The sequence below is a fragment of the Promicromonospora sukumoe genome, assembly GCF_014137995.1.
GTDB classification, from domain to species: Bacteria; Actinomycetota; Actinomycetes; order Actinomycetales; family Cellulomonadaceae; genus Promicromonospora; species Promicromonospora sukumoe.
The window spans coordinates 382023-399888 of record NZ_JACGWV010000001.1; the positions used below are offsets into that span (position 1 = coordinate 382023).

The window sequence follows — 17866 nt, forward strand, 5'->3', positions numbered from 1 at the left end:
CGGGTCGCGGTCTTCCTCAATCTGCCGGAGCGGGCCTGCGCCGCACCAGCAGCGACACGAGCACCGTCAGTATCCCGACGCCGGCGGCGGCCGTGAACGCCACCTGCATCCCCGCGGCGTCGGGGGACAGGCTGCCCGAAGCCGAGCCCAGGGTGGCGACCGAGACGAAGAGGGCGGTACCCATCGCGCCGGCCACCTGCTGCGTCGCCGACAGGCTCGCGCTGCCGTGCGCATACAGCTCGGCCGGCAGCGATCCCAGTGCTTCTGCCATGAGCGGCGTCAGCATGAGTGACATCCCGAGCATCAGCACCAGGTGGAACCCGATCGCGGCCGGCAGGGGGGTCCCGGGACCCATCATCGAGAACAGCCCCAGGCCGAACGCCATGAGCACCGCTCCCGGGACCACCAGCGGCCGGGCTCCGTGCCGGTCGAACAACGCGCCTACCGGCCGACCGAGCAGGCCGAGCAGGAGCCCTCCCGGCAGCACGGAGAGTCCCGCGACCAGCGGACTCGCGCCGAGCACCGTCTGCAGGTAGAGCGGCAGCAGGACCGATGCGACGCCGATCAGGGTCAACAGCATCAGGACGGTCAGCGCCAGCGCGACGACGAACGGGCGTCGTCCGAAGGGCCGCAGATCGAGCAGTGCCCGGTCGTGCCGTTGCAGCCGCTGCTGGCGGCCCACGAAGAGCGCGAGCGCCGCGAGGCCCGCAAGGACGGTGATCCATGGGGGGACACCGCCACCACTGCCCTTGCCGATCGTCGACAGGCCGTGGACGAGGCCGCCGAACCCGATCGCCGCGAGGAGCACCGACGTGACGTCCAGCGGTGCCGGACGCCTGACGGTGTCGAGGTGCAGCCATCGCGCACCCGCCGCGAGCGCGGCCAAGGACAGCGGGAGGACCAGCCAGAACATCCAGCGCCAGCTGAGCCCGGACAGCACCGCGCCGCCGATCGTCGGACCGATCGCCGGCGCGACGGCGACGACGACGGTGATCGTGCCCATCGTGGCGCCACGGCTCTTCTCGGGGACGAGTCGCAACGACGTCGTCATCAGCAACGGAAGGATCAGCGCGGTGCCGACCGCCTGCACCATGCGTCCGGCGAGCAGGACCTCGAACCCGGGCGCGACACCGGAGATGACGGTCCCCGCGACAAAGATCCACGACGACGCCAGGAACACCTGACGCGGCGTGTACCTGTCGAGCAGGTAGCCGGTCGTCGGGATGACCACGGCCATCGTCAGCAGATAGCCGCTGGTCAACCACTGCACGGTCGTGGCGGGGACGGCGAGCTCGACGCTCAGCTCACGGAGCGCGACGGTGAGGACGGTCTCGCTGAGGATCATCACGAACGCGGCGCTGACCAGGACTCCGATCAGCACGCCGGGGCGGCTCGGTGGCGCGTGCCCGGTCTGGGTCGCTGAGGTGGTCACGCGGGGTCGTCGTCCCGCTTCAGCACGTCGTCCAGGTGCCCGGCGAGCGCCGCGACCGTGGCTCGGTTGTCCGGGTCGGCCATCTCGTGGAGGTCGAAGAGCGCTGCCGAGAGGCGTGACCCGACCAGCCACTCGAAGAGTGCGGGCGACGAGGACCACCGGTGCAGGCGCTCCATGCGGGTGCCGTAGAACGACAGCAGGTCTCTGGCGGTACGGGGGTTCTGGGCCGGCGGCGCGAGGTGGTTGCGGGTGGCGTCGTCGAGGTCGAGCGACTCCAGCTTCGCGATGACGGCGGCGCTGGGCGCGACGAGGCACGGCAGCAGCGGCTGCAGCGTGATGGTGCCCTCGTCGAAGACGGGCCGGGGCTGCTTCTGCGTCAGCCCGTCGGCCGAGCAATCGACGTAGACCGTCCCGTGCGGTGTCGGGATGGTGCCGCCTTCGAGATGTGCACCGGCCGAGTCGATGCGGCGTACGCGCCCCAGCCGCACCACGTCCTCGATCTGTCGCAGCTGGTCGAGCTCGGTGGAGCTGACCGTCGCACAGCGAAAGGCACCAGGCGTGACGGCGGGGTCCCGGCGGAGCACGAGGCCCAGCTCCTCCAGCGCCCCGGTCGCGCCGTCGACCGAGTCGTGCTCGTGCAGTCTCGTCAGCTCCCGGAACTGCGACTCGGCTCCTTCGTGGCTGCGGTTGACCAGCCACGCGTCGCGCGGGGCGATCCAGCGGATGCGGTCCGGGGTGACGCCCTGGTTCAGCAGCCAGAGGCAGGCGTCGAGACCGGTCTTCCCCGCCCCGACGACGGTGAACCGCTCGGGTGCGCCACCGAGCTCCACGAGCCGGTTGACCGGTACGACCGGCGCGCCGTCCTCGACGTCGTAGCCCGGGCGCATCATCGCGGGCACGGTGACGTTCACGTAGGAGGCGTCGACGATCCGCTTCCTGACGACGATCTGTGTGGTGGCGCCGGTGACGAGGGACCGCGCCCGGGCGGTCGCCGGCCGGCCGGCGCGCACGTCGGCGACGTCGTGCATCGGCAGGTAGGTGACGCGGCCCGAGGCCACCAGCACGTCACGCATGATGCGGTCGTAGTAGTCGAGCACCTCGTTGCGCGAGGCGAGGCTCGCGCCGACGGAGTCGCTCGGCATCGCCCGGGAGTGGACCCCGTAGACGTTCGACGGGCCGTGCAGCCTGACGAACGGGTACGACATCGTCCAGTGGCCACCCGGGGCGTGGTTGCGGTCCACGACGGCCATCGTGCCGGTGCTCTCGCTGAGGAGGGCGTCCGCGAAGGCCATACCCGTGGCACCCGCGCCGATGATCAGGTAGTCGACGGTGATCGTCTCAGGAGTCATGTCCACCTCGGTTCTCGTGCGTCGCTGTCAGGGGAGTCGTTCTCTCCCTGCTCGGGTCGCCACCGTAACGCAAAGTGGCAGTGACTGCCAGAACCAACATTTACTGCCGTAAGTAACGCTGTCTGCTATGGTCGGGGCGTGGAGCGACAAGGTCCGAGCCTGCGAGATCGCAAGCGGCAGGTGGTGCGTGCGGAGGTGATGGCAGTGGCCATCGACCTCTTCCTCCGAGACGGATATGAAGCCGTCACCGTGGACCAGATCGCCTCGGCGGCGGGGCTGTCGCCGCGCAGCTTCTTCCGCTACTTCACGGGGAAGGAAGCCGTCTTCACCCACATGATCGACGACACCGGCAGCGGTATCGCCCACCGCCTCGAGGCTCGTCCGTCCGACGAGGGCTCCTGGCTCGCGCTGCGTCGGTCGTTCGACGAGGTGATCCAGATGCTCGACGATCCCGGTCGGTCACTGCCGATGATGCGGCTCATCTACGACACCCCGGTGCTGTACGGCGGCCACCTGCGCAAGCAGGCGCAGTGGAACGAGCTCCTCACCGCCGCGCTCACCGCCCGGCTCGCCACGACACCGTCCGACGACGAGCGACTGCGCGCGGGCGCCCTCGCCGCCGCAGCCGTCTCGTGCTTCGAGTACGCCCGCCTCGAGTGGGTCGCCCGCGACGGCGGACGCTCCGTGGCAGAGCTCCTCGACCTCGCCATGGGCGCCGTCCACCCGTTGCCGGACCGGTAGGGGCCGGCTCAGGATCTCCTCCGGGTGACCGACGACGGCAGCCCCACCGCGTGCGCCCGCTCGCTGCGGTCGCGGATGCCGAGCAGCATCCGCCGGGTCATGAGCAGCGCGACGGGGTCCATCAGCTCTCCGGCCAGCGCACTCAGGCGGCCCGCCAGGCCGGGGGACCGCACCGACCGGCTGCGGACCAGCAGCCGGCAGCGGTCGGGTTCGTCGTCGGCGAGCACGAACGCCCAGGTGGCGTTCCAGGGGTGCTCGGGCGGTCGCTGACGCAGCACCAGGGCGTGGGGCGGTTCGACGACGGCGACGCGGAACGCGTACCCCTCGGGCAGGCCCATCGCCCCGGGCGGGGTGGCCCGGACGACGTCGCCCACCGCCAGGTACTGCCACTCGCCGTGCAGCTCGTCGGCGCTGTGGATGCCCAGGCCGAACAGGTTCTCGAGCCAGTCGTAGCTGTACCAGCCGCCGCGGTCCTGGCCGATCTGCACCAGCCACGGCCAGACTTCGGCGCACGGGGCACCGATGGTGATCGCTCGGGTGGACGCGGAGTCGGCGGCGAGCAGCTCGTCGCCCGGCAGCCTGCTGCCTATCTCCTCCGGTGTCGCGCCCCAGTTCCGGAGCCGGGACCGGCTCGCGACGGTGGCCGCGACCGCCGCCGTCGCCACGGCCGCCGCGGCCAAGGTCCGCCGGTGCGGCGGGCCGCGGCCGGTCCGGTGGCCGCCGTCGGGCGCCTCGCCGGTGAGGCGGTCGTGCTCCATGCACCGACCACACCACGGGCGGCCGCCGGGTCCCCAGGGTCGAACGTCCCGGCGTCATCGGCATTCGTCCCTGACCGGTGGCACACTGGCAGCGGCGCGGACACCGGGGTCCGTGAACTGGAGCGGAAGGGCACCACATGGCCGACTACGCGGACGTCTACCGGCGCAGCCTCACCGACCCGGAAGGGTTCTGGGGCGAGCAGGCGGCGCTGGTCTCGTGGTTCCGCAAGCCCACCCGCGTGCTCGACGCCGAGCACGCGCCCTTCTACCGCTGGTTCCCCGACGGCAGGCTCAACACCTGCTACAACGCCCTGGACCGGCACGTCATCGCGGGCCGCGGCGACCAGGCCGCGCTGATCTACGACAGCCCCGTCTCCGGCACCACGGCGACCATCACCTACGCCACCCTGCTGCAGGACGTCGCGGCGTTCGCCGGCGCCCTGCGCGACCTCGGCGTCGAGCCGGGGGACCGCGTGGTGATCTACCTGCCCATGGTGCCCGAGGCGGTCATCGCGATGCTGGCCTGCGCCCGGCTGGGCGCGGTGCACTCCGTGGTGTTCGGCGGGTTCGCCGCCAACGAGCTGGCCGTCCGGATCGACGACGCGCGGCCCAAGGTCGTGGTGTCGGCGTCCTGCGGCATCGAGCCCGGCCGGATCGTGGAGTACAAGCCGCTGCTGGACCGGGCGCTGGAGCTGGCCGACCATGCGCCGTCGTCGTGCGTGGTGCTCCAGCGGCCGCAGGCCGAGGCGACGCTCGTGGAGGGGCGCGACATCGACTGGGCGACCGCGATGCACGCCGGGCGGACCAACCCCGCGCCGTGCGCGGAGGTCGCGGCCACCGACCCGCTCTACATCCTCTACACCTCGGGCACCACGGGGAAGCCCAAGGGCATCCTGCGCGACAACGGCGGGCACGCCGTCGCTCTGGCCTGGTCCATGCGGAACATCTACGACATCGAGGCCGGCCAGGTCTGGTGGACCGCGTCCGACGTCGGCTGGGTCGTCGGCCACTCCTACATCGTCTACGGGCCGCTGATCGCGGGCGCGACCACCGTGCTCTACGAGGGCAAGCCGGTCGGCACGCCCGACGCCGGCGCGTTCTGGCGCGTGGTCGCCGACCACCAGGTCGAGGGCCTGTTCACGGCGCCGACCGCGATCCGCGCCATCAAGAAGGAGGACCCCGAGGGCATCCTCGTGGCCGCCCACGACACCACCTCCCTGCGGCACCTGTTCCTCGCGGGGGAGCGGCTCGACCCCGGCACCTACGAGTGGGCCGGCCGCATCCTCGGGGTGCCCGTGATCGACCACTGGTGGCAGACCGAGACGGGGTGGGCCGTCGTCGCGAACCTGCGCGGGCTCGACCCGATGCCCACCCGGCCCGGGTCGCCGTCGGTCCCCGTGCCGGGGTTCGACGTGCAGGTGCTGCTGCCGGACGGCTCGGTCGCGGGACCGAACCAGGAGGGGAGCCTCGCGATCCGCCTGCCGCTGCCACCCGGGACCCTGCAGACGCTGTGGCGCGACGACGAGCGATACGTCTCCTCCTACCTCGCGGCCTTCGACGGCTACTACCTGTCCGGCGACGGCGGCTACGTGGACGACGACGGCTACGTCTACGTGATGGGCCGCACCGACGACGTCATCAACGTGGCCGGGCACCGGCTCTCGACCGGGGCGATCGAGGGGGTCCTGGCGGGGCATCCCGCCGTGGCCGAGTGCGCCGTCATCGGGGCCGCCGACCCGCTCAAGGGCCAGGTGCCGCGCGGGCTCGTGGTGCTCAAGGCCGGGGTGGACCCCGAGGGTGTCGCGGCCGAGCTCGTCGCCGCGGTGCGCGACCAGATCGGTCCCGTCGCCGCGTTCAAGGACGTCGAGATCGTCGCCGGGCTGCCCAAGACGCGCTCGGGCAAGATCCTGCGGCGCACCATGCGCCAGCTCGCCGACGGCGAGCACCCCGTGGTGCCGTCCACGATCGAGGACCCGGCGGTGCTGACGGCGCTGGAGCCGGTGCTTCGCCGGGAGTGACGCTGTGCCGCGGGTGCTGGTGCTGACGCTCTGCCGAAGCTGCCGAACGTAGGGTTGGTCGCCGCATGAACGCTCAGAGAGCGACTGGCTCTACGTTCGACGCGGGCCGCCGCGTTGGAAGGGAGGCGCCGCGCTAGGGTGTGCGGCGTGCACTCGCCCGGAGATCCTGGCCTTGTTCCCCTGCCTGCGTCGACGCAGGTGCTGGGCGGTTCGGCGCTGCTCCGGGACGGCGCGCGGGTCCTGGCCGACCCGGCCCTGCGGCCGGCCGCTCGCTGGTGGCGGCGGGTCACGGAGGAGGCCTTCGGGATCGACCTGGTGCCGGTGACCGGCCCTTCCGACGTCGGCGCGGATGAGGGCGCCGGCGACGGTTCCGCCGGGCGGCCCGCCGACGTCGTCCTCGCGCTCGCACCCGACCTGCCCGCCGAGGGCTACCGGATCGAGGTGGACGGTGCGCCGTCGGGCGCCGTCGTACGTGTGGAGGCCGCAGACCTCGCCGGGGCCCACGCCGCGACGCAGACCCTGCGGCAGCTCGCCGGACCGTCCGCGTACCGCCGGGCGCCCGCGGACTACCGGGGCGCGAGCACGCTGCCCGCCCTGCCGGTGGTCCGTATCGAGGACCACCCGCGGTTCGCCTGGCGCGGGGTGCTGCTCGACGTCGCCCGCCACTTCCTGCCCAAGGCGGACGTGCTGCGGTTCGTCGACCTGGCCGCCGCCCACCGGCTGAACGTGCTGCAGCTCCACCTCACGGACGACCAGGGCTGGCGCGTGCAGGTGCACCGCTACCCCGAGCTGACGCGCACCGGCGCGTGGCGCCGCGAGTCCACCGTCGGCACCTGGCGCACGGGTTCGCGCGACGGCCGCCCCCACGGCGGCTTCTACACGCAGGACGACCTGCGCGAGATCGTCGCCTACGCCCGCGACCGCGGGATCACCGTGGTGCCCGAGATCGACGTGCCCGGCCACGTCGAGGCCGCCGTCGCCGCCTACCCGGAGCTCGGCACACGCAAGGACCGCAGCGGGGTGCGCACCACCTGGGGCATCAGCCAGGACGTGCTGGACCCGTCCGAGGGGTCGCTCGCGTTCTTCCGGCACGTGCTGGACGAGGTCCTGGAGATCTTCGACGCGCCGTGGATCGGCCTCGGCGGCGACGAGGTGCCGCCCACCCTCTGGCGCGAGTCGCCGGCCATCGTGGAGCGCGCCCGGTCGCTGGGCCTCTTCGACGCGGCGGGCGCCGTCGACGTCGCGCAGCTCCACGGCTGGTTCGTCGCCCGCCTCGCCGAGCACGTGTCCGCCGCGGGCCGCCGCGCCGTCGTCTGGGACGAGGCGGTCTCGCCGATGCTGCCGCGCGACGTCATCGTCACGTCCTGGCGCGGGTACGCCCAGGGTGCTGCCGCGCTCGCGGCCGGGTACGACGTCGTCATGGCGCCCGAGCAGGTGCTCTACCTGGACCACCGGGCCGGCGAGCACCCGGCGGAGCCGATCCCGGTCGGCTTCCTGCGCACGGTCGAGGACGTCTACTCGTTCGATCCTCTCCCACCCTCGTTGAGTGCGGGCTTTTCGCTGGGTGAGCAGGCCTCGGAGGGGCAGATATCCAGCACTCAACGAAAGCAGGGGCGGCTGCTCGGCGCGCAGGCCCAGGTGTGGACCGAGCACCTGGACAGCGCCCGGCGTGTCGACTACGCGGCGTTCCCGCGGCTGGCCGCGTTCGCCGAGGTCGCCTGGTCGCCGCGGGGCGAACGGGAGCCCGGGTCGGCGGCGTCGAAGGAGTTCCTGGAGCGTCTGGAGCGGCGTCACCTCCCGCGGCTCGACGCGTACGGCGTGGAGTACCGGCCGCTCGCCGGCCCGCACCCCTGGCAGACGCGACCCGGCGTCCAGGGCTACCCGCGGGACCTGGCGGCAGAGACCGCCGTCGGCGGCTGGGCGGGGCTCGGCGGCTGGCGGGAGGACGGCGGCGTCGAGAACCTGCCGGAGCCCGCGCCGGAAGAGGATTCGGCGGGGGAGCGGACGCCGGCGAGCGCGGGTACCTCGGCGGGGGAGCGGACGCCGGAGACCGAGCGGGCCTCGAAGGACACCCGGACCTCGGAGGACGCGCAGGTCCTGGAAGGTGAGCGGACCCCGGAGGGGGACGCGTGACCGGCACCATCCTGGTGCGCGGCGCCCGGCTGCCGCAGCCCGACGGGTCCCTGTCCGAGCCGCTCGACCTCCACGTCGCGCGCGGCAGGATCGCCGCGATCACCCGGGCGGGCACCCGGCCCGGCGGTGGGCGAGACGGCACCGGCACGGGTGACGGCGGAACCGGCCAGGACGCCGTCGGGCTGCCGGACACCGGGCGACCCGGCGACCCGGGCACGCCGACCCTCGACGCCCACGGCCGGGTCGCCCTGCCCGGGTTCGTGGACGCGCACACCCACGCCGAGGCCGCCGTCTTCGACCCGGACGTGCAGCTCGCGATGCTCCGCCAGGGCATCACCACGGTCGTGACCGGGCAGGACGGCGTGTCCTTCGCGCCGTCCGACCGTGCGACCTACGACTGGGCGAGCACGTACTTCGCCGCGATCGACGGCGACCATCCCGTCTTCGCAGGTGGCTCCGTGGGCGACCTGCTGACGACGTACCACCGCACCGTCCCGCTCAACGTGGCGTACCTCGCGCCGCACGGCACCCTGCGGTACGGGGTGCTCGGGGCGGCGCAGCGCGCGGCGTCGGACGAGGAGATCGCGGCCATGGTGCGCCTGCTGGAGCAGGCCCTGGACGACGGCGCCTGCGGCCTCTCGACCGGGCTGGAGTACGTGCCGGCCGCGTACGCCGACGAGCGCGAGCTGGTCGCCCTCGCCAAGGTGGTCGCGGCGCGCGGGCTGCCGCACGTGAGCCACATGCGCGGGTACGAGGACCGGGGCGCCGAGGGGCTGGCGGAGCTCGTGCGGATCGCCCGCGCGTCCGGCGTCGCCACGCACGTCTCGCACCTGCACGGACCCGCGCACGACCTGCTGGAACGTGTCGGAGCGGCGCGTGCCGAGGGGCTCGACCTGACCTACGACTCCTACCCCTACCTGCGCGGATGCTCCATCCTCTCGATGGTCGCGCTGCCCACGTGGCTCCCGCTCGCCGACGCCGCCGCGACCGTCGCCGCCCTCCGAGACCCCGCACTGGCGGGCCGCCTGAGCGACCACTTCGCCGGCCTGACGGACCTCTGGCCCCGCATCACCTTCGCCTCCGTGCCCGGCATGGAGTGGGCCGAGGGCATGACCCTGCCCGACGTCGCCGCCCGGCTCGGGCGCCCGGCCCCCGACACCGTGGTCGAGATCCTGACGACCACCGCGCTGCGCGCGAGCTGCGTGTTCGCGCAGCCGCCCACCAACTCGGCCGAGTCGGTGCGCGCGCTCGCCGGGTACGAGGGCCACCTCGCCGGGTCCGACGCGATCTACTGGGGCGGACGCCCGCACCCGCGCGGCTGGGGAGCCTTCGCGCGGTTCCTCGACGAGCACGTGCGCCGCGGCTCGTGGACCTGGTGGGACGCCGCCCAGCACCTCTCCGCGCGGGCCGCCCGCCGGTTCGGCCTGACCGGGCGCGGGGAGCTGGTGCCCGGAGCCGTCGCGGACCTCGTGCTCGTCGACCCGGGCCGCGTCCGCGACGAGGCAACGTACGAGCAGCCCCGCACCCCGGCGTCGGGCATCGAGGACGTGCTGGTCGCGGGTGTCCCGGTCCTGGCGGCCGGCGCCCTCACGGGCGAGACGCCGGGCCGCGGCCTCCGCCCGGCCCCGTGACCTCGGCTCGCTGGGCCCCGCCCCGTGCGCGACGCCCAAGGCGGGTGACCCCCATCTCCTTCGAGACCTAAGTTTCTTCGCTTTCCGGCTCCGGAAAGCGAAGAAACTTAGGTCTCGAAGGAGAGAAGCATCCGGCCCACAGGGGAGCAGCGGCCGGTTCGAACGGGAGCGGCGGCCCGTCCCGACGGCGGACCAGGTCGTCGGCACCTCGGCCCGCACGGCAGGATGGGGTCGTGCTGCGCATCGACGACCCCTCGTTCTCCTGGCCCCTGCTGACGCTCGACGAGCCCGCCCTCGACCACAACATCGCCACCGTGGCGGGCGCCTTCGCCGCCGCGGGCGTGGACCACGCACCGCACGTCAAGACGCACATGTCCCGCCAGATCTGGGAGCGCCAGGTCGCCGCGGGCGCCTGGGGCGCCACCGTCGCGACCCCCGCCCAGCTCCGGACGGCGCTCGGCTGGGGCCTCCCCGGCGCCGGGCGCCGCGCTTTCCTCGCGAACGAGCTCGTCGACCCCCGCGAGATCGCCTGGCTGCGCACCGCCCTGACCGACGGCACCGCCGACGAGGTCTGGGTCTACGTCGACTCCGACCACGGCGTCGAGCTGCTCGCCGACGGCTTCGCCGGCGCCGCCCCGGAGGCCGCCGCGCGGCTCGGCGTGCTCGTCGAGCTCGGCGTCCCCGGCGGCCGCACCGGTGTGCGCACCGTGGCCGACGCCGTGGCGCTCGCGGGCCGCGTGCACGACGCCGGGCTCCGCCTGGTCGGCGTGGCCGGCTACGAGGGGCCCGTCGCGGGCGGCACCAGCGCCGAGGAGCTGGCCGCCGTCGGCCGGTGGTGCGACGGCCTGCGGGAGGTGGGGGCGCGGGTCGCGGGCCTCGTCGACGGGCCCGTGGTGCTGAGCGCCGGAGGCAGCGCGTTCGCCGACGTCGTCACGCGGCGCCTGGGCGAGCCGCTCCCCGTTCCCGCGGACGACGCCGCGGGCGGCGACGCGGCCGGTGCCGCGACCCTCCCGGCCCGCGTCGTGCTGCGCTCCGGCGCCTACGTGACCCACGACCACGGCCACTACCTGCGCACCGACCCGTGGACCCGCCTGGGCGCCGAGCCCCTGCGCCCCGCGATCACGGTCTGGGCGTCCGTGCTGTCCGCGCCGGAGCCCGGCCTCGTCATCTGCGGCATGGGCCGCCGCGACGTGTCGTTCGACATCGACCTGCCGACGCCGCTCGTCGTGCGCCGGGCCGACGCCGACGGCCGCCTGGGCGAGGCCCGCGAGCTGGCTGGCGTCGTCGTGACCGCCCTCAACGACCAGCACGCCTACCTCTCGCTCGATGCCGACGCGGACGGCACGGCCGACGGCCCGCTCCGCCCCGGCGACGTGGTCGGGTTCGGCATCTCGCACCCGTGCACCACGCTCGACAAGTACCGCACCGCTCTGGTGACCCGCGGCGACGAGGTCGCCGAGCAGGTCACCCTGAGCTTCTGACCCACCACCGAGATACCCGCAAGGAGAACCAGATGACCGCGAAGACCGCCATCTCGACCCCGGACGCCCCGGCGCCCGCGCACACCTTCCACCAGGGCGTGCGCAAGGGGCCGTTCGTGCAGGTCTCGGGCCAGGGCCCCATGGACCCGGCGACGAACGAGTACGTGTTCCAGGGCGACGTCGCCGCGCAGACCACCCGCACGCTCGAGAACGTCCGGGCGATCGTCGAGGCCGGCGGCGCGACGTTCGACGACGTCGTGATGCTCCGGGTCTACCTCACCAAGCGCGAGGACTTCCCGATCATGAACGAGGCCTACGGCGAGTTCGTGACCAAGCACTGCCCGGGTGGCGTGCTGCCGAGCCGCACCACCGTCTTCACGGGGCTGCCCCGCGAGGAGATGCTCGTGGAGATCGACGCGCTCGCGATCACCGACTGACCTGACACGCACCACGGCCCTGACTCACCGCCCGGGAGGCGGCGAGTCAGGGCCGTGGTCGTGCCAGGGGCGGGAAGAGCTACTCCGCCGGGGCCGGCTCCGGGTCGACGGCGGGCGGCGTCGGGCCGGAGCCGGAGCGGGTCTTGGCGACCTGACGGCGGACGCCCACCACCACCAGCAGCACCAGGCCGCCCAGCGCGAGCCACGGGATGATCGCGCCGAGGACCAGCACCACCACGTTGAACGTGCTCACCAGCGCGCTCCACCCCGCCGTCAGGCCCCCGACGAACCCGCCGGGCTTGGCCTGAGCCGCCGGCGTGCCCTCCGCGAGGATCTCGACGTGCAGGGTGGACATCGCCACCTCGTCCGAGAGCCGGCTCCGCTCGGAGACCCGGGAGTCCAGCTCGGCCTGCCGGGTGGCGAGCTCGGCCTCGATCTCGATGAGGTCGGCGGTGCGGTCGGCGTCGGCCATGAGCTCGCGCAGCCGGTCGGTCGAGGTGCGGAGCGCCTCGATCCGGGCGTCGAGGTCCTGCGCGGTGCCGGTGACGTCCACCGTCTCGATGTGCCGGTCGCGCACCTCGCCGAGCTCGTCGAGCGCGTCCAGCGTGGCCGAGACCCGGTCGGCGGGGATGCGGAGCGTCATCGAGGCGCTGCCCAGCTCGTCGTCGGTCTCGGCCCGCTCGTCGCGTGCCTCGACCCGGCCGCCGACCTCCTCCACGAGGCCGGCGATCTGCTCCGCGGAGTCGAACGGGTCGTCCACCACGAGGGTCGCGTCACCCGTGGTGATGAGCTCGCGGTCCACCGCTTCCTCGCGGGCCTCGGCGACGCCGATCGCCCCCGTGGCGGCGTCGGCCGCGCCCTCCACGGCGTCGGGCGCGGCCATCTCGCTGCGCGCCGCGCCGCCGTCGGCGCCGGACTCCGAGCCGGAGGAGTCCCCGGCTCCTCCGCCGGAGCAGGCCGCGAGCGTGACGGCGAGCGTGCCGCCGACGACCGTTGCCAGGAGTGCGTGGACGAGTCGGCGCGCGGGCGGGCCCGCGTCCCCCTGGGCAGACCGGTTGCGCATCATGCGACGAGCGTAGGAGTCCGGAAGTGCCGGAAGCCGCCTCACCTGAGAACTGTGATCCCTTTGTGAACTTGTGGCCCCGGTGACCCGATTTTTCACCGCTTATGCGTGGTTCTTGATCACGTTCCGGTCACGCCGTGCTCCTCTCGCCCAGTTGGGGCAGGCTCGGATTCGTCAGGCAGATGAAGTAATCCGCACAGCCGTACAGGGTGAAGTCCGCCGCCGGGGGTGAAGTGACCCAAGTAACAGTCTTGTTACGGGTCACACCCGGCAATGGACAGGCACTCTGTTAAGGAGGTCTACTAACAAACATGGCGACGGCGACAGAACGCAACGGCACCGGGCGAGGGCTCGGCGCACGTCTGCGCGCGACGTCCAAGGTGCTTCCCGAGCACGCCAGGGCGCACAACCGGTCCCTGGTGCTGCAGCACCTCTTCCACGAGGGGCCCACCTCCCGGGCCGACCTCGCACGAGCCACCTCGCTCACCCGCGTGACCATCTCCGACCTGGTCTCGGTGCTCATCACCGAGGGTCTGGTCGAGGAGCTCGGCACGCGGCCCGGCCAGCGCGTGGGCAAGCCCGCGATCCTGGTCGGACTGCGGACGGACGCCTACCAGATCGTGGCGGTGGACCTCACCGAGCACGGCCACATGCGCGGCGCCGTGCTCAGCCTCACCGGCGAGATCATGGTGCGCCGGCAGCTCGACATCGACGGGCGCACCGGCGACGAGCTCGTCGACCTGCTCACGCGGTTCGTCCGCCGCCTCGTCGCGGCGGCCGGCCACCCCGTGATCGGCGTCGGCGTCGGCTCGCCCGGCATCATCGACCTGGACGGGCGCGTCGTCGAGGCGCCGAACCGCGGCTGGTACGACGTACCGCTCGCCGAGGTCCTGGCCGAGCGGCTCGGCCTCCCCGTGCACGTCGCGAACGACGCCAACACGGCGGCGCTCGGCGAGTTCACCTACGGCGGGGCGACCGGCAGCATGCTGGTGGTCACCGTGGGCGCCGGTGTCGGCGCGGGCGTGGTGGTCGACGGCGTGCGGGTGCACGGCCAGCGCGACGCCGCGGGCGAGATCGGCCACGTCACCGTGGTCGACGACGGCAACGTGTGCGCCTGCGGGCGCCGCGGCTGCCTCGAGACGGTCCTGTCCGTGCCGGCGCTGCGCAGCGCCGTCGAGGGCAAGAGCCCAGAAGATTCCGACGCCGCTCTGGCGTCGGCCGGCCGGGTGCTGGGTGTGACCCTCGCCCCGGTCGTCAGCGCGCTCAACCTCACGGAGGTGCTGCTGAGCGGTCCACGCGACCTGCTCGACGGCCCCCTGCGCGAGGCTGCGCTGGACACCATCCGACAGCGGACCATGCCGGCCATCAACACCGGCCTGCAGCTGCGGATGGCCGCACTCGACGAGGACGTGGTGCTGGCGGGTGCCGCCGTCCTCGTGCTTTCCGCCCAGCTGGGGGTCTCGTGAGCATCAGTGCGCACGTGTGGGCGGAGGGCATCCCATCGAGCTTTCCCTATGTACCGCGACACCTGGTCGTATCCCGGGAGGAACCCACACGTGAACAAGAACCGTCTCGTCGGCGCTGCGGCGTCGGCGATCACCCTGACGCTCGCGCTCAGCGCCTGCGGTAACGCCGGCGGCGCCGCGACCGCCGAGGAGACCGGCCCCGGCGAGGTCCGGGTCTGGCTCGTCGGCACCGACACGCCGCCCGAGGCGCGCGACTACCTCAAGAAGACCTTCGAGGAGGAGAACCCGGGCAGCACGCTCACGATCGAGGAGCAGGCCTGGGACGGCCTGGTCGACAAGTACACGACGGCGCTGTCCGGCTCGGACGCCCCCGACGTGGTCGAGATCGGCAACACCCAGGCCGCCGCGTTCACCTCGGCCGGCTACTTCCGCGAGATCACCGGCGAGGAGTTCGAGACGCTGGGCGGCTCCGACCTGCTCCCCGGCTTCGTCGAGGCCGGCGACTGGGAGGGCAAGCACTACGCGCTGCCGTACTACTCGGGCTCGCGCGTGGTCTTCTACTCGAAGCAGGTCCTGGGCGACACCGCCGCGCCCACGACGCTCGACGAGTACGTCGACACCGCCGTCGACCTGAAGACCGACGACCTGTCCGGCGTCTACTGGCCCGGCCAGGACTGGTACAACGCCCTGCCCTTCATCTGGGAGAACGGCGGCTACGTCGCCGAGCAGGCCGAGGACGGCACGTGGGACGCCGGCTTCTCCTCCGAGGGTGGCCTCGCCGGCCTGGAGCAGATCCAGACCATCATGACCAAGGGCAACAACGCCCCGTCCGACGCGCAGGAGACCGACCTGCAGGTGCCGTTCTGCGAGGGCAAGGTCGCCTTCCTCTCGGCGCCGAGCTGGATCCAGTGGTCCATCAAGGCTCCCGAGAAGCCCGCTGAGCCGGAGGGTGTGCCGGGCTGCGAGAAGACGTACGGCTCGGACCTCGAGGGCCTCGCCCTGCCGGGCAAGGACGGCGGCGCCGCCCAGGTGTTCGCCGGTGGCTCGAACATCGCCATCGCGCAGAAGTCGGCCCGCCCCGACCTCGCGATGAGCGCCTACGAGATCCTGCTCAGCGACGAGTACCAGTCGATCCTCGCCGGGATCGGCCTGTTCCCGGCCAAGACCTCGCTCTTCGAGCAGGTCGACCAGTCGACGTCGATCGGCAAGGCCGCCGCTGAGGCCGCCGCCAACGCGAAGCTCACGCCGGCCTCCCCGAAGTGGGCCGACGTCGAGTCCAAGACGCTGCTGCAGACCGCCTTCTCCCGGATCGCCGCCGGCGACGACGTGAAGACGGTCGCGGAGAAGCTCGACGCGGACATCGAGGAGATCCTCAACAGCTGACCTGGTCAGCACGACCTCCCGTCCCGCCCGGCGCCCACACGGCCCGGGCGGGACGGGACACCACTGCCCGCCTGATGCCCGCGGCTGCTCTTCCAGTGGAGCGGCTGTCGGCCGCCTCAGAGGAAGACAGGACATGAGCTCCACACTTCTCGACGCACCGGCGCCACCGCGCCAAGAGATCCGGCGCAAGCGCCGGCCCCCGTACCTGCCCTGGCTCCTGCTGTCGGCCGCGATGGTCCTCCTCGGCGTGCTGACGGGCTTCCCCCTCGTCCGCCTGGTCGTGATGTCGTTCCAGGAGTACGAGCGGGCCCAGCTGATGGGCCAGCCCGCCGAGTGGGTCGGGTTCGACAACTACGCGACGATCCTGACCGACGTCGACGGCTTCTGGACCGTGCTGGCCCGCAGCTTCGTGCTGATGGTCGTCCTGGTGGTCGTCACGATCGTGCTCGGCATGCTCGTGGCCCTGCTCATGATGCGGGTCGGCAAGGGCCTGCGGCTCCTGGTCTCGGTCGGCCTGCTGCTGGCCTGGGCAATGCCGTCGCTGGCCGCGACCACCGTCTGGGGCTGGCTCTTCGACACGCAGTACGGCGTGGTCAACAACCTGCTCACCAAGATCACCGGGGACCGGTGGTTCGGCTACTCCTGGCTGCTCGACCCGCTGTCCTTCTTCGTGATCGTGACGTGCATCGTCGTGTGGGGCGCCGTGCCGTTCGTCGCGTTCACGCTCTACGCGGGCCTCACGCAGATCCCCGAAGAGGTCATCGAGGCCGCGCAGCTCGACGGCGCCAGCGCGTTCCAGCGCTTCCGGCTCATCCAGCTGCCGTACGTGCGCAGCATCGTCACGGTGCTCGTCGTGCTGTCGATGATCTGGGACCTGAAGCTCTTCACGCAGGTCTTCGTGCTGCAGGACATCGGCGGCGACCGGGAGCTGACCAGCACCATCGGCGTCTACATCTACCAGATGGGTATGGCCCAGGGGCACTACGGCCTGGCGAGCGCGATCGGCGTCATCTTCGTGTTCGTCATGCTGGCCATCGCCTACCCCTATGTGCGGCGCACGCTGCGGGAGGAAGAGCTGTGATCAAGATCCGCAAGCGTTTCGCCGACACCGGGTTCGGCGTGATCGCCGTGTTCGTCTTCGTGCTCTCGGCCTTCCCCGTGTACTGGATGGTCAGCACCTCGTTCCTGCCGAACAACCGCATCCGCGGCGAGAACCTCGCGTTCTTCCCGACGCCGGACGTGTTCACGCTGGACAACTACCGGGCGGCGATCTTCAGCCCGCGGGCGCCGTTCGCGCCCGCCGTGGCGAACTCGATCGGGGTCACGTTCCTGACCCTGGTGATCGTCCTGGTCGTCGGGTTCGTGGCCGCGCTCGCCCTGACCCGGTTCCAGTTCAAGGGCCGTCGCACCTTCATCGTGCTGATCCTCGTCGTCCAGATGATCCCCGGAGAGGCGATGATCATCTCGATGTTCCGGATCATCGACGGCTGGCAGCTCCTCAACACGATCATCGGCCTGACGCTCGTGTACGCGGCGGGAGTGCTGCCGTTCACCATCTGGACGCTGCGCGGATTCGTCAACGGTGTACCCAAGGAGCTGGAGGAGGCGGCGATGATCGACGGGTGCTCCCGTGCCGGCGCGTTCTGGCGGGTCACGTTCCCGCTGCTCGCACCCGGCCTGGTGGCCACCGGCGTGTTCGCCTTTATCCAGGCGTGGAACGAGTTCGTCACGGCGCTGGTGATCATGCAGCGGCCCGAGGCGATGACCCTGCCGCTGTGGCTGCGCACGTTCGTGCAGGCCACGCAGGCCACGAACTGGGGCGCGGTCATGGCGGCGTCGGTGCTCATCGCGATCCCCGCGGTGATCTTCTTCCTCATCGTGCAGGGCCGGATGACCGGCGGGCTGGTCTCCGGCGCGGTGAAGGGCTGATGGGCGGTACAAAGCAGGCCAGGTGGTCCTTCGGCAGGTCGAGCA

At 72.4% G+C, this 17866-nt stretch carries 14 protein-coding genes; 10 read left to right on the forward strand and 4 right to left on the reverse strand.

What is annotated here, in order from left to right; all coding sequences use genetic code 11:
- Positions 1-16: 16 nt before the first annotated feature.
- Positions 17-1432, reverse strand: a complete 1416-nt coding sequence (locus FHX71_RS01760) for a DHA2 family efflux MFS transporter permease subunit (protein ID WP_312876889.1) — start codon at positions 1430-1432, stop codon at positions 17-19.
- Positions 1429-2781: an NAD(P)/FAD-dependent oxidoreductase gene (locus FHX71_RS01765; RefSeq protein WP_182614147.1), complete on the reverse strand. Its 1353-nt coding sequence runs from the start codon at positions 2779-2781 to the stop codon at positions 1429-1431. Before FHX71_RS01765 ends, FHX71_RS01760 begins: the two co-directional genes overlap by 4 nt.
- Before the next feature lie 204 nt (positions 2782-2985).
- Here FHX71_RS01765 and FHX71_RS01770 point away from each other — a divergent pair, with 204 nt between their 5' ends.
- Positions 2986-3522: a TetR/AcrR family transcriptional regulator gene (locus FHX71_RS01770; RefSeq protein ID WP_182614148.1), complete on the forward strand. Its 537-nt coding sequence runs from the start codon at positions 2986-2988 to the stop codon at positions 3520-3522.
- An 8-nt stretch (positions 3523-3530) separates the two neighbouring features.
- Here FHX71_RS01770 and FHX71_RS01775 read toward each other — a convergent pair whose 3' ends face one another.
- Positions 3531-4280 carry an SRPBCC family protein gene (locus FHX71_RS01775; protein WP_220489418.1) on the reverse strand — a complete coding sequence of 250 codons (750 nt, stop codon included), beginning with the start codon at positions 4278-4280 and terminating at the stop codon, positions 3531-3533.
- A 137-nt stretch (positions 4281-4417) separates the two neighbouring features.
- Here FHX71_RS01775 and FHX71_RS01780 point away from each other — a divergent pair, with 137 nt between their 5' ends.
- From FHX71_RS01780 to FHX71_RS01800, 5 genes are all read left to right on the forward strand, one after another.
- Positions 4418-6298 (forward strand): propionyl-CoA synthetase, encoded by a 1881-nt coding sequence (locus FHX71_RS01780; protein WP_182614149.1) that lies wholly within the window; start codon positions 4418-4420, stop codon positions 6296-6298.
- 147 nt (positions 6299-6445) lie between these two features.
- Positions 6446-8431: a beta-N-acetylhexosaminidase gene (locus FHX71_RS01785; protein ID WP_182614150.1), complete on the forward strand. Its 1986-nt coding sequence runs from the start codon at positions 6446-6448 to the stop codon at positions 8429-8431.
- Positions 8428-10062 (forward strand): N-acyl-D-amino-acid deacylase family protein, encoded by a 1635-nt coding sequence (locus tag FHX71_RS01790; RefSeq protein WP_312876890.1) that lies wholly within the window; start codon positions 8428-8430, stop codon positions 10060-10062. Before FHX71_RS01785 ends, FHX71_RS01790 begins: the two co-directional genes overlap by 4 nt.
- A 233-nt stretch (positions 10063-10295) precedes the next feature.
- Complete coding sequence (locus FHX71_RS01795) at positions 10296-11543, forward strand: alanine racemase (RefSeq protein ID WP_182614151.1); 1248 nt, start codon at positions 10296-10298, stop codon at positions 11541-11543.
- Between the two features lie 32 nt (positions 11544-11575).
- Positions 11576-11980 carry a RidA family protein gene (locus tag FHX71_RS01800; protein WP_182614152.1) on the forward strand — a complete coding sequence of 135 codons (405 nt, stop codon included), beginning with the start codon at positions 11576-11578 and terminating at the stop codon, positions 11978-11980.
- 79 nt (positions 11981-12059) lie between these two features.
- On the opposite strand, the gene FHX71_RS01805 is transcribed toward FHX71_RS01800, so the two are convergent.
- The gene (locus tag FHX71_RS01805) at positions 12060-13046 is read right to left on the reverse strand and encodes a DUF4349 domain-containing protein (RefSeq protein WP_182614153.1); all 987 of its coding nucleotides are present in this window, start codon (positions 13044-13046) and stop codon (positions 12060-12062) included.
- Positions 13047-13354: 308 nt separating this feature from the next.
- Here FHX71_RS01805 and FHX71_RS01810 point away from each other — a divergent pair, with 308 nt between their 5' ends.
- From FHX71_RS01810 to FHX71_RS01825, 4 genes are all read left to right on the forward strand, one after another.
- On the forward strand, positions 13355-14509 hold the full coding sequence (locus FHX71_RS01810; protein WP_182614154.1) for an ROK family transcriptional regulator: 1155 nt from the start codon (positions 13355-13357) through the stop codon (positions 14507-14509).
- Positions 14510-14599: 90 nt separating this feature from the next.
- Positions 14600-15892, forward strand: a complete 1293-nt coding sequence (locus tag FHX71_RS01815) for an extracellular solute-binding protein (protein WP_182614155.1) — start codon at positions 14600-14602, stop codon at positions 15890-15892.
- Between the two features lie 133 nt (positions 15893-16025).
- Complete coding sequence (locus FHX71_RS01820; protein ID WP_246402141.1) at positions 16026-16973, forward strand: carbohydrate ABC transporter permease; 948 nt, start codon at positions 16026-16028, stop codon at positions 16971-16973.
- Positions 16970-17821 carry a carbohydrate ABC transporter permease gene (locus FHX71_RS01825; protein ID WP_182614156.1) on the forward strand — a complete coding sequence of 284 codons (852 nt, stop codon included), beginning with the start codon at positions 16970-16972 and terminating at the stop codon, positions 17819-17821. The genes FHX71_RS01820 and FHX71_RS01825 overlap by 4 nt, the downstream gene beginning before the upstream one ends.
- Positions 17822-17866 lie beyond the last annotated feature (45 nt).